Genomic DNA, 11694 nt, shown 5'->3' with positions numbered 1-11694 from the left:
CTTTGAAATTTAAACTGTTCCTTTTTTTTACACTTATAGCTTTTAATGCATTTCTATCACAGACTGATACTCTTCCGGATGGTTTTGTTTATATAGATGCTGAAATTCCCGGAGTGGTATATGAGATCCGTTATGCCGGTTCTAATAATTTTATTGGAAAACCAGTAAAAGGCTATAAACGTGAACAGGCTATTTTAAGCGAACCTGCGGCAAAGGCACTGGCTAAGGTTCAGAAGGAATTGATTAGTAAGGATTATATGCTCAAGATCTTTGACGCGTATAGACCGCAGACGGCTGTAAACCATTTTATTGAATGGGCCCGGGAACCTGGTGATACCCTTAACAAGCAACAATTCTATCCCGATGTTTCGAAAAAAAATCTTTTTGAACTTGGTTATATAGCTTCCAGGTCTGGACATTCCCGGGGTAGTACCGTAGACCTCACAATTATCCATGCTGAAACTTGTGAGGAAGTGGATATGGGTAGTACTTATGATTTCTTTGGAGAGATCTCTCATCACAATTCAATTAAGATTACAGAGGAGCAAAAAAGGAATCGGGAATTGCTGAAAAATATAATGAGTAAATATGGCTTCAGGGCATATCCCGAGGAATGGTGGCATTATACTTATAGAATGGAGCCTTATCCTGATACTTATTTTGACTTTCCCGTAGAGTGATTTTTAAAGTGACAAGCCTTCCTTTTTTAAGGAAACCTCAGTATTTAGGACTGTTTGGTGGTTTTATTAGTGAAAAATCGGTATTTATTTGATTTTTTGCTAATATTTGATGATCTTGCGTGCCCCAAACACCCTACTTTAACATCTATGAAATATAGCCGGATCTTTATACTGGTCTGCCTGCCGATTCTGATCCTGAATCTGTATGCTGTGGCCTTTGAGATTGGATGGTTGATAAACACTACAGAATTTCTGGTTTACATCCCATTATTTATTGGTTTTTATAAACGACTGGATTTTTCCAATTTGAATATATTTGCTTTTCTGGGCCTAAGCCTTGTTGCATCTATCTTCAGTTTTTTCCGCGAGGAAAGGTCAATCTATTTTATAGCGATGTTCTTCAGCATGGCATCCTATTTTTTCCTTGTAAGAGAAGCTCTGAAATACACCCAAAGGGAAGCGGCAAATAAGTTCATGCTGTTTTTCTTTTTCATTCTGGTGGCTGTAAATATCTATTTCCTTTTCCAGCACTTGCAACAAATGGAGATGCATTTAGCGGGGGTTATGGAATTTGGCTTTTATTCAGCTTATTACATAAACCTTCTTGTGCTTGCTGTTGTAGCGCTTATCTATTACCTGAATTCTTATTCAAGGAAGTCGGTGTTTTTTATAAGTCTGGTAATGGCTTTGGTTGTTTCGGATGTTCTTAGGGATATGGCGGCTTTTTATCTTCGGGATACAAGCGTTCTTTTTATAGAATGTATTCTGAGGTTTAGTGCGGTAATCCTGGCATTTCAATTTTATGCGACAAGGGAAAAGAAACTCAGGCTGATCAACCTTGTGTAATATACTCATTTCACAAAAACAACAAAGCTGTTAAATTCCAATGGTATCCTATGTTCCCAGCCTGTTATCTGCTTTCTTGTTATCATAAATTATTTACATTTGCGCCACTAAATTTAATAGATGATCTCCGGTAAACTGAAAAGTTATTTCTTTTCAAAAAAGATACGGCATGCTTTAAGTGAAAAAAGTAGACCCTTTAATGATTTTTCAGGAAAAGCCGGTTTGATAATTGATGCTGAAAACCTGGATGAGAAATGGAATCTGGCAGATTTTTACAGGCTTGTCCCGTTAAAGAAAGAGGATTATAGTATCGCTGTTTGTGGCTCAAGGGAAAGTTTACCCGAAGATCTGGACGTTCCAGTTCTTGATCCAAAAGAGATCTCGGTGAAGGGAGAGTTTAAATCTGAAGCGATTAGAAGTTTTGCTGAAGAAGGTTTCGATTTTCTTATTTGTCATTTATCAGATAAATCCACCGCCTCGGTTTTACTTTCAGCTGTAACTAAGGCTGGCGTTAAAATCGGAAACAAACCGGATGAGTATGGCATATATGATGTGGAAATTGATTCGGGAGATATTGAAGTTTTTCAGCAGGAAGCATTGAAATATTTAAAAATCTTAAAAAAGAATAATTGATGGAAGCCTTTGTTGGAACTGGAGTGGCTCTAATCACTCCATTTAAAGAGGATTTAAGTGTAGATACCGAAGCTTTGTCCGGTCTGGTTAAAGATCAGATCGAGAATGGTATAGATTATCTTGTGGTGTTGGGGACTACTGCTGAAAGTGCCACCCTTACGCCAGAAGAGAAGGAACAGGTAAAATCTGAAGTAAAAAAGGCGAATGCGGGTAAATTACCCCTGGTGCTTGGAATAGGAGGGAATAATACGGCTGCCGTAGTTAATGAGTTGAAATCTTCAGATCTTGAAGGTTTTGATGCGATACTTTCAGTTTCTCCATATTACAATAAACCAACACAGGAAGGCATCTTTCGTCATTTTAAAGCGGTTTCGGAAGCTTCGCCTCTGCCGATCATACTCTATAATGTTCCGGGGAGAACCTCTTCAAATGTTTTACCCGAAACGGTGAACCGTATCGCCAGGGAACTTGATAATGTGATTGGTGTAAAAGAAGCTGCAGGAGACATAGTTCAGGCAATGAAGCTCATTAGTTTGGTGCCTGAAGATTTTAAAGTGATCTCTGGAGATGATATGATCACCCTTCCTATGACCCTTGCTGGTGGAAAAGGCGTGATATCGGTAATAGGTCAGGGTCTTCCAAGGGAGTTTTCAGATATGGTGAGAGCGGGACTTGAAGGGAAGGCCAGGGAAGCATATGAGTTACATTACAGGATAGCACCTTCCATAGAGCTTATTTTTGCCGAAGGTAATCCTGCGGGGATCAAGGCCCTGCTTGCTAAAAAGGGAATGATAAAGAATGTTTTGAGACTTCCCCTGGTAGAAGCTACTGATACTTTACAATCCCGTATAAATGCATTTGTTGATAAATTCTGATCAAACCGATTTTAGAATTTTTTCAGAAAAGCTTACCTGTACTACAATAAACCCTTTAAAACAGGGTTATTTGGCTAGTTTAGGAAAGTTTTTTTTATAGTAACAAAAAATGTATTTTTGCCAGATGTTTTTACGTATCATGAAAAAAGGAATTCTCGTTATAGGTATGCTTATGTTAACACTGTCCTGCAGTGAATATCAGAAGTTACTTAAGAGTGATGAGACCGCCGCGAAATACAGCACGGCAGAGGAATTATATAACGAAGGCAAGGCAGAAGACAGCAATAAGAAGCTAAGAAAGTCTTTAAGATTGCTTGAGCAGATAGAGCCTCAATTTCGCGGGAAACCTCAGGGCCAGCGAATTGTTTTCCTGCTGGCAGATACGTATTACCTTCTTGGGGATTATTATCTTTCTCCTTTTCAGTTTGAAAGGTTCCTTCAGTTATATCCCGATAGTGAAAAAGCTGAAGAAGCGACTTATAAGAGAGCGGCAAGTTTTTACTACCGTTCCCCAAGATATAATCTTGACCAGACAGATACCCACAAAGCGATAGAAGAATTACAGGTGTACCTGAATAACTATCCTGAAGGGCAGTTTGTTGAGCCTGCCAATGAGATGGCTACAGAACTAAGAATCAAGCTTGAGAAAAAGGCATACGAGATCGCCAAGCAATATCACCATACCGAATATTACAAGGCGGCAATCGCTTCTTTCAATAATTTTATTGCTGATTATCCGGGTTCTCCTTTTAGAGAGGCTGCATATTATTACCGTTTTGATTCGGCGTATAAACTGGCGATCAACAGTTTTCAGGTGTTGATGGAAGACAGACTAAAAGAAGCAAAAGAATTTAGCAACGCATATAAAAAATATTATCCTGAAGGGGAATATATTCCACAAATGGAACAATCCTTATCAGAAATTGACAAAAGGTTACAGAATTTTTAATTTTAGGAATGATGGATTTTAAGAAAATTGACGCACCGGTAAACACTACTACTATTAATAGGAATAAAGTAGATGAGCCAACCGGCAATATTTATGAAGCGATCTCGATAGTTGCGAAAAGAGCTACCCAGATCAATGGGGAGATCAAAAAGGAATTGTTGGAGAAACTTGACGAATTTGCTACCTATAACGATTCTTTAGACGAGATCTTTGAGAATAAGGAGCAGATTGAGGTTTCTAAATTCTACGAAAGACTTCCAAAGCCGCAAGCTCTTGCGATCCAGGAATGGCTTGAAGACAAGATCTACTGGCGTAATACTAAAGAAACCGAAGAATAGAATCGGACTCGAACATGTCTGTACTTAAGGGCAAAAAAGTTTTGTTAGGCATTACCGGAGGTATTGCCGCTTTTAAGACTGCCGCTTTAGTACGTCTGTTTATTAAATCTGGAGCTGAGGTCAGAGTGGTTATGACCCCGGCTGCTAAAGAATTTATCACTCCGCTTACCCTGTCTACACTCTCTAAAAATGAGGTGTACTCTTCATTTACAGATGAAGAAGACGAAAATGCGAAATGGAATAATCATGTTGAACTCGGCCTTTGGGCCGATTTCATGCTTATAGCCCCTGCTACAGCCAATACCCTTTCTAAAATGGCAACGGGTAATTGCGATAATTTTTTGCTGGCAACTTACCTTTCTGCAAAATGTCCTGTTTTCTTTGCTCCTGCGATGGACCTGGATATGTATAAACATCCATCTACTAAAAATAGCTTTAAGACTCTGCAAGATTATGACAATATTATGATCCCGGCAGGGGAGGGAGAACTGGCCAGTGGTCTTCATGGTGAAGGCAGAATGGCCGAACCTGAAGATATCCTGAAATTCCTTGAAGATCATTTTTCTGAGAATCTGCCTTTAAAAGGTAAAAAGTTCCTTATCACTGCCGGTCCCACATACGAAGCCATAGACCCCGTACGTTTTATAGGAAATCATTCCACCGGTAAGATGGGGTATGAGATCGCTGAGGCAGCCATGAAACTTGGGGCCGAGGTTACACTGGTTTCTGGGCCTACACATTTATCCATCGATGAAAAAAAGATTGATCTGATAAGGGTAACCAGTACTCGTGATATGTACGAAGCCGTTGATTCAAAATTTAAGGAAACCGATGTCTTTATTGCTTCAGCTGCAGTTGCCGATTACAGGCCAAAAATTGTGGCAAGTGAAAAAATAAAAAAAGCGGATGATTCCCTGAGCCTGGAGCTTACCAAGACAGAGGATGTTCTGGCCAGCATGGGCAAGAAGAAAGAGCACCAAAAGCTTATAGGTTTTGCGCTTGAGACCAATAATGAGGTTGAAAATGCAAGAAATAAGCTAAAAAAGAAGAATCTTGATTTTATTGTTTTAAATTCACTCAATGATAAGGGTGCGGGTTTTAAAACAGACACAAATAAAGTGAGTATCATTTATCCTAACCTTAAAAAGGATTTTGAACTGAAAACTAAGAAAGAGGTCGCCCAAGATATTTTAAATGAGATCATAGAATTGCTGAATGCGTAAGATATTTAGTTTCATACTTGTTTTTATCGGATTGCAGATTTGTACTGCACAGCAACTCAATTGTGAGGTAATAATCAATGCCGAACAGACCGGGCAAACAAATCTTTCGGTATTCAAGACCCTGGAGAGGGCTTTGAACGAGTTCGTGAATCAAACTACCTGGACAGAACGTGATTTTCAAAATCATGAGCGTATCAATTGCAGTATGTTTATTACGATCACCAGTTTTGAAGGTGAGAGTTTTAACGGAAGCATTCAGGTTCAATCTTCAAGGCCGGTTTACGGAACATCGATGATCACTCCGGTTTTTAACTTCAATGATGAGCAATTAAGTTTTAATTACCGGGAATATCAGCCACTTAATTACAGTCAGAACACCTATACTTCAAACCTTGTTTCTGTAATTTCATTTTACGTATATACCATTTTGGGGCTGGATGCCGATACTTTTGCTCCTGACGGAGGAACCCCATACTTTGAAGAAGCAAACAGGATTGTAACAACCGCACAGCAGGGTAATTCTCAAGGCTGGCGTGGAGCAGATGGCCAAAGGTCCAGGTTCAGGTTGAACGCCGATCTTTTAGCAAATACCTATGCCGAATACCGGGAAGCCCTTTATGAATATCACAGGTTGGGGCTAGATGTAATGCATGAAGATGTGTTGGCAGGAAAACAGGCGATAGCCGGGGCCATGAAAAAGCTTGAGGTGATGAACCGCAGGAGGAATAATTCATTATTGCTCAGAACCTTTTTCGATGCCAAGGCCGATGAGATTTCCCAGGTTTATTCAGGCGGACCTGCCATAAACAGTAATGAACTTGTTCAAACTCTTAACAATATTGCTCCAAGGTACTCCAAGAACTGGAGGAATATTCAGTAGCCTTTTTGGTTGATTTCAATTTTTTTCTCACGTATATTTAGCACAAATTTTAACCGATTTGCTTACATCCCTTTCTATAAAGAACTACGCCTTAATTGAAGATATCAATATCGAGCTTCAACCGGGGTTCACCATTATTACCGGGGAAACCGGGGCGGGAAAATCCATCATGCTAGGGGCTCTGGGTCTTTTGCTTGGAGACAGGGCCGATTTTAGTTCTATCAGGAATTCTGAGAAGAAATGTGTGATAGAAGGCAGTTTTGGTATCTCAAATTATAAGCTGGAGAATTTCTTCAAAAAAGAAGACCTGGATTATGAGGCGAACAGTATAATAAGAAGGGAGATTTTACCTTCTGGCAAGTCCCGGGCATTCATTAATGATACGCCGGTTAAGATAACGGCACTTCAGAAGCTTGGCAATTATCTGATTGATATACACAGTCAGCATGAAACCCTGAGCCTGGGGAATTCTGACTACCAGTTCGAGGTAATAGATACCATTGCTAAAAATGAATCACTTATCATTCAGTATAAAAAAGAGCTGAAGGAATATAAGGGTCTGCTCAATCGATTTGAAGAACTTAAAGAGGAACAGTCGCAGGCCGCAAAGGAATATGATTATAATTTGTTTCTTCTTAATGAAATTGAAGAAGCAAATCTAAAATCGGGAATGCAGGAGGAGCTCGAGGAGCGCTACGAAGAACTTAACAATGTTGAAGAGCTTACCGAGAATCTTAGTTCTGCCATTAATTATTTACAGCAGGAGGAGATCGGCAGTTTGGAGAGTCTGAAAGCAGTAAGAGCAAATCTTTCAAAGATCGCTCAGTTCTCTTCAAATTATGAATCCTTCTATGAGCGCATTCAGAGTGTGATCATAGAGCTGGACGATCTTGAAGCCGAAATGACCAGTGCACTGGACAGGATAGAGGCCAACCCCGAAGAACTTGAGATTGTAAATCAAAAGCTTCAGCTAATCTATAATCTTCAGAAAAAGCATAATGCGGAAGATGTAGAGGAACTGCTGAATATAATGAATGAACTAAGGGAGAAAGTTTCAGTTACCGAAAATGCCGAAACAGCCCTTAACGAGATTGAGGCTGCGATAAAAGAACAAAAAGTTAAGCTTTCCGGAACGGCAAATGAACTGCACGATAAGAGAAAGAAGGTGATTCCTGCTTTTATTGAGCAAACCGAAAGAATATTAAAAGATCTGGGGATGCCAAATGCCAGGCTCAATATCGAGCTCGAAATGGGAGAGGAGTTTCTCATAAATGGAAGAGACAGGCTGGAGTGGTACCTGGCTGCCAATAAGGGAGGTGGTTTTAAAGAGATGAAGAAAGCAGCTTCGGGAGGAGAGCTTTCAAGGATCATGCTTGCCGTTAAAAGTATTCTTGCCGCACAGAGCAACTTGCCGACCATTATTTTTGATGAGATAGACACCGGAGTGTCAGGTGAGATCGCCCAGAAGATGGGGGAGATTCTTCAAAGAATGGGCAATAATATGCAGGTGATTGCCATTACCCATTTACCTCAGATAGCGGGAAAAGGAGCCACTCATTTCAAGATCTTCAAGGAAGATAATGAAGAGGCTACCCAAACCAAGATCATAAGGCTTGAAGAGAAGGACAGGGTAGAAGAGCTTGCTCTCATGCTTGGCGGAAATACCAAAAGTGATTCTGCCATGGCTCATGCCAAGGCATTGTTGAATTGAAACCTGTTGGAGATCAGTGTGGAAAACTGATAACCGAATTCAAACAACTTTGCTATCTTTACACGCGAACAACCATAAAATATAAATCACATGTCATATAACCTGCTAAAAGGTAAACGAGGAATCATTTTTGGTGCTCTGGATGAAAATTCCATTGCCTGGAAAACAGCCGAGAAGGTCCATGAAGAGGGTGGTACCTTTGTGCTTACCAATGCACCTATCGCCATGAGAATGGGAAGCATCAACGAACTTGCTGAAAAGACCGGGTCTGAAGTTATTCCCGCAGATGCTACTAAAGTTGAAGATCTGGAGAACCTTGTAGATAAGGCCGTGGAGATCCTTGGCGGGAAGATAGATTTTGTTCTTCACTCTATAGGAATGTCTGTAAACGTTAGAAAAGGGAATCATTATACCAATATGAACTATGATTTCACTACTAAGGGGTGGGATGTTTCTGCAGTTTCTTTTCATAAGACCATGCAGGTACTTTATAAGAAAGATGCCATGAACGAATGGGGTAGCATCGTCGCCCTCAGTTATATGGCTGCTCAGCGAGTATTCCCTGATTATAATGATATGGCAGATAATAAGGCATATCTTGAATCCATTGCCCGTAGTTTCGGATATTTCTTCGGAAAGGATAAAAAGGTGAGGGTAAATACCATTTCCCAGTCACCAACTCCAACCACTGCCGGACAGGGAGTAAAAGGATTTGACGGTTTTATATCTTTTGCTGAAAAGATGTCGCCGCTAGGAAATGCCACTGCCGAAGAGTGTGCTGAATATACCTTAACCCTTTTCTCTGATCTTACAAGAAAGGTTACCCTCCAAAATCTTTATCATGATGGTGGTTTCTCCAATACAGGAGTGAGCCAGGAAGTGATGGAGGCTTTTACTAAAGACGAAGAATAAACTTTTTAAACCAGCTGTGAGTAATTTTTGTCACTTCGAGCGCAGTCGAGAAGTATGGACAGGATTATATTTACAGCTGGTTTTTTCTTAAATCGCTTTGCATGCAGCCTGAGTATTCTTTCATAGTCCCGGTCTATAATCGTCCCGAAGAGATAAGGGAATTGCTGGAAAGCATGCAGAAACTTATTTCTCCAGTTCCTTTTGAGGTGGTGATCGTAGAGGATGGATCAGACCTTAGCTCAGAAGAGGTGGTGAAGCAATATTCCGGAAAACTGGATATTGCCTATTATTATAAGCATAATTCAGGCCCCGGGGATTCCCGAAACTATGGGATGAAAAAGGCAAAAGCGGATTATTTCCTTATCCTTGATTCTGATGTGATACTTCCTGAAGATTATCTTCAGCAGGTCCATGAGTTTTTATCCAGTAATCCTTGTGACTGTTTTGGAGGTCCCGATGCGGCTCATTCTTCCTTTAGTGATGTGCAGAAAGCCATAGATTATAGTATGACCTCGTTCTTTACTACAGGAGGAATAAGAGGAGGCAGAAAGGGGGTGAATGAATTTCAACCTCGAAGTTTCAATATGGGGATAAGTCGAAAAGCTTTTGAAAGCAGCGATGGTTTCGGGCAAATACACCCGGGGGAAGATCCCGACCTGAGTTTAAGACTTAAAAAGGATGGTTTCAGGATTTGTCTTATTCCCGATGCGAAAGTTTTTCATAAACGAAGGATAGACTGGAATAAATTCTATGTTCAGGTGAAGAAATTCGGCCTGGTAAGGCCAATTTTGAATAAATGGCATCCCGGATCGGCAAAGATCACCTATTGGTTCCCAAGTTTATTCATCCTTGGTTTGCTCTTTGCAGTAGCTATGGCAGCGGCAGGAGAGCTTTTTTATATTGGAATTTATCTAATTTATTTTTTAATAATTGGCATAGATGCTGCGTTAAAATATAAAAGTATTTATATTGGAATACTCGCAATAAGGGCTGTGATCGTTCAGTTTTCTGGGTATGGATTTGGTTTTTTGAACTCAACAATAAAACTGCAGATTATGAATAGACAGCCTCAAAAAGAGTTTCCTCAGTTATTTTTTAAAAAGAATATTGGTGCTTAAAAGACGAACCTTTAAAAGATCAAGTTTAAAAACCTTCAGTTTCTTTCTGGGGTTTGCTGCCGTTGTTTGGGTTTTGGTTCAGTTCTCAAAGACTTACACTCAGCTTATAGAAGTGCCTCTTCATTATATAAATGCACCGCTTGATAAAAGCATTTCAGATGAAAAACCAGATCATGTAGACCTGCAATTACAGGATAACGGTTTTAGTATTTATTATTATAAGATCTTTAATCCCGGCCTCACAGTAGACCTTTCCAAAGCCAGGCAAACCGAAAAGGAGCTGGTTTACAGGTTAGAGAATCATCTTACCGAAATAGAGGAACAATTAAAGATAGATTTTGAAAAATCTCGAATTATCCAGGAAGAGATCGTGATCCCTTTTCAGTTCAAAAAAGAGAAGATGGTGAAGGTGCTTCCGAATATAGAAGTGAACTACGCCGTTGGATATTCGGCAGATGATCCTATTAAACTTAAGCCCGATTCGGTAAAGGTAAGCGGCCCAGAAAAGATCATAGATAGCATCATTACAGTTCCTACAAAATCCATAAAGCTTAATAAGGTAAATCAGGACCTGGAAGGTACTGTAGATATCGACACTTCAAATCTCGGGATGCTCAGCTTTTATGATAACAGTGTGAAGTATTTCCAGGAGGTAAGCAAGTTTACCGAGGGTAGTGCCGAGATCCCGGTGGATGTGGTTAATATCCCCGATGGCTTGAACCTGGCTTACTTCCCGAAAACCGTGATAGTCTACTACCAGGTGAACCTTAAGGAGTTTGAAAAGGTAGGGGCATCAGATTTCAGGGTGGTTTGTGATTATAACAGTATATCTCAGGGTGATGATTATATGGTAGCCCAGATCGCTGAAAAACCCGCTTTTATTAATAATGTAAGGCTGAATGAACGGAGGATTCAATTCGTAATCAAGAGATGAAAATAGTTGGGCTTACAGGTGGAATAGGAAGTGGAAAAACTACCGTGGCCGGTTTTTTCAGGGATCTTGAAATCCCGGTTTACATTGCCGATGATGCCGGAAAAAGATTGCTTAATACTTCCTCTAAAATCCGTGAAAATGTTATTTCCTTATTTGGGCCTGAAGCATATGAAGGGAATAGCCCTAACCGTAAATTTATCGCTTCGAAGGTTTTTAATAATAAGGACCTTCTGGAAAAACTCAACAGGATCATACATCCTGCGGTAGAGCAGGATTTTAAGAACTGGCTCCAGGAACAATCGGCAGATTATGTGATCTATGAGGCGGCTATTTTATTCGAAACAGGAAGCTTTAAAAAATGCGATCTCAATATCCTTGTTACCGCTCCACAAAAGTTAAGAATTGCCCGACTACAGGAAAGGGATAACAGCTCCAAAGAGGAAATTCAGCAAAGAATGAACAATCAGTGGAGCGATGAAAAAAAGACTAAACTCGCCGATTTCACAATAAAAAACGAGGATTTAAAGGAGACCCGACTTCAGGTTGAACATATTCACGAAGAAATCTTAAAAGCAGGCAAAAATTGCTAGAAGTT

The 11694-nt window shown here is 40.0% G+C and carries 13 protein-coding genes; all 13 read left to right on the top strand.

Going from position 1 to position 11694, the window contains the following annotated elements; genetic code table 11:
- Positions 1-2: 2 nt before the first annotated feature.
- The 13 genes from NE848_RS14765 (at position 3) to coaE (ending at position 11689) form a co-directional block, all read left to right on the top strand.
- Positions 3-680, top strand: coding sequence for a M15 family metallopeptidase (locus NE848_RS14765; protein ID WP_252115011.1), 678 nt, complete (start codon positions 3-5; stop codon positions 678-680).
- Between the two features lie 147 nt (positions 681-827).
- Positions 828-1526 carry a hypothetical protein gene (locus NE848_RS14760; RefSeq protein WP_252115009.1) on the top strand — a complete coding sequence of 233 codons (699 nt, stop codon included), beginning with the start codon at positions 828-830 and terminating at the stop codon, positions 1524-1526.
- A 120-nt stretch (positions 1527-1646) separates the two neighbouring features.
- Positions 1647-2159, top strand: coding sequence for a DUF6913 domain-containing protein (locus NE848_RS14755; RefSeq protein ID WP_252115007.1), 513 nt, complete (start codon positions 1647-1649; stop codon positions 2157-2159).
- Entirely contained in the window at positions 2159-3034 is an 876-nt protein-coding gene (dapA, locus tag NE848_RS14750) for a 4-hydroxy-tetrahydrodipicolinate synthase (protein WP_252115005.1), read from the top strand. Before NE848_RS14755 ends, dapA begins: the two co-directional genes overlap by 1 nt.
- 124 nt (positions 3035-3158) lie before the next feature.
- The gene (locus tag NE848_RS14745) at positions 3159-3983 is read left to right on the top strand and encodes an outer membrane protein assembly factor BamD (protein ID WP_252115002.1); all 825 of its coding nucleotides are present in this window, start codon (positions 3159-3161) and stop codon (positions 3981-3983) included.
- A gap of 11 nt (positions 3984-3994) precedes the next feature.
- The gene (locus NE848_RS14740; protein WP_252115084.1) at positions 3995-4321 is read left to right on the top strand and encodes a DNA-directed RNA polymerase subunit omega; all 327 of its coding nucleotides are present in this window, start codon (positions 3995-3997) and stop codon (positions 4319-4321) included.
- Positions 4322-4335: 14 nt separating this feature from the next.
- Entirely contained in the window at positions 4336-5544 is a 1209-nt protein-coding gene (gene coaBC, locus NE848_RS14735) for a bifunctional phosphopantothenoylcysteine decarboxylase/phosphopantothenate--cysteine ligase CoaBC (RefSeq protein ID WP_252114991.1), read from the top strand.
- Positions 5537-6424 (top strand): type IX secretion system protein PorD, encoded by an 888-nt coding sequence (gene porD / locus NE848_RS14730; RefSeq protein WP_252114989.1) that lies wholly within the window; start codon positions 5537-5539, stop codon positions 6422-6424. Before coaBC ends, porD begins: the two co-directional genes overlap by 8 nt.
- Before the next feature lie 58 nt (positions 6425-6482).
- On the top strand, positions 6483-8135 hold the full coding sequence (gene recN / locus NE848_RS14725) for a DNA repair protein RecN (protein WP_252114987.1): 1653 nt from the start codon (positions 6483-6485) through the stop codon (positions 8133-8135).
- Between the two features lie 90 nt (positions 8136-8225).
- Positions 8226-9047 carry an enoyl-ACP reductase FabI gene (locus NE848_RS14720; RefSeq protein ID WP_252114985.1) on the top strand — a complete coding sequence of 274 codons (822 nt, stop codon included), beginning with the start codon at positions 8226-8228 and terminating at the stop codon, positions 9045-9047.
- Positions 9048-9148: 101 nt separating this feature from the next.
- Entirely contained in the window at positions 9149-10165 is a 1017-nt protein-coding gene (locus tag NE848_RS14715) for a glycosyltransferase family 2 protein (RefSeq protein WP_252114983.1), read from the top strand.
- Entirely contained in the window at positions 10158-11099 is a 942-nt protein-coding gene (locus NE848_RS14710; RefSeq protein ID WP_252114981.1) for a YbbR-like domain-containing protein, read from the top strand. Before NE848_RS14715 ends, NE848_RS14710 begins: the two co-directional genes overlap by 8 nt.
- Positions 11096-11689 (top strand): dephospho-CoA kinase, encoded by a 594-nt coding sequence (gene coaE / locus NE848_RS14705; protein WP_252114979.1) that lies wholly within the window; start codon positions 11096-11098, stop codon positions 11687-11689. The genes NE848_RS14710 and coaE overlap by 4 nt, the downstream gene beginning before the upstream one ends.
- The last annotated feature ends 5 nt before the right edge of the window (positions 11690-11694 follow it).

Source organism: Gramella jeungdoensis (assembly GCF_023805255.1).
Taxonomy (GTDB): Bacteria; Bacteroidota; Bacteroidia; order Flavobacteriales; family Flavobacteriaceae; genus Christiangramia; species Christiangramia jeungdoensis.
This window is presented reverse-complemented; position numbering and strand designations above follow the sequence as displayed.

Excerpts from the sequence above, each read along its gene's own strand:
- NE848_RS14740 (WP_252115084.1), top strand. The coding sequence starts at position 3,995 with ATGGATTTTAAGAAAATTGACGCACCGGTAAACACTACTACTATTAAT.
- NE848_RS14715 (WP_252114983.1), top strand. The coding sequence starts at position 9,149 with ATGCAGCCTGAGTATTCTTTCATAGTCCCGGTCTATAATCGTCCCGAA.
- NE848_RS14755 (WP_252115007.1), top strand. The coding sequence starts at position 1,647 with ATGATCTCCGGTAAACTGAAAAGTTATTTCTTTTCAAAAAAGATACGG.
- dapA (WP_252115005.1), top strand. The coding sequence starts at position 2,159 with ATGGAAGCCTTTGTTGGAACTGGAGTGGCTCTAATCACTCCATTTAAA.
- NE848_RS14745 (WP_252115002.1), top strand. The coding sequence starts at position 3,159 with ATGTTTTTACGTATCATGAAAAAAGGAATTCTCGTTATAGGTATGCTT.
- coaE (WP_252114979.1), top strand. The coding sequence starts at position 11,096 with ATGAAAATAGTTGGGCTTACAGGTGGAATAGGAAGTGGAAAAACTACC.
- NE848_RS14760 (WP_252115009.1), top strand. The coding sequence starts at position 828 with ATGAAATATAGCCGGATCTTTATACTGGTCTGCCTGCCGATTCTGATC.
- coaBC (WP_252114991.1), top strand. The coding sequence starts at position 4,336 with ATGTCTGTACTTAAGGGCAAAAAAGTTTTGTTAGGCATTACCGGAGGT.
- porD (WP_252114989.1), top strand. The coding sequence starts at position 5,537 with ATGCGTAAGATATTTAGTTTCATACTTGTTTTTATCGGATTGCAGATT.
- NE848_RS14720 (WP_252114985.1), top strand. The coding sequence starts at position 8,226 with ATGTCATATAACCTGCTAAAAGGTAAACGAGGAATCATTTTTGGTGCT.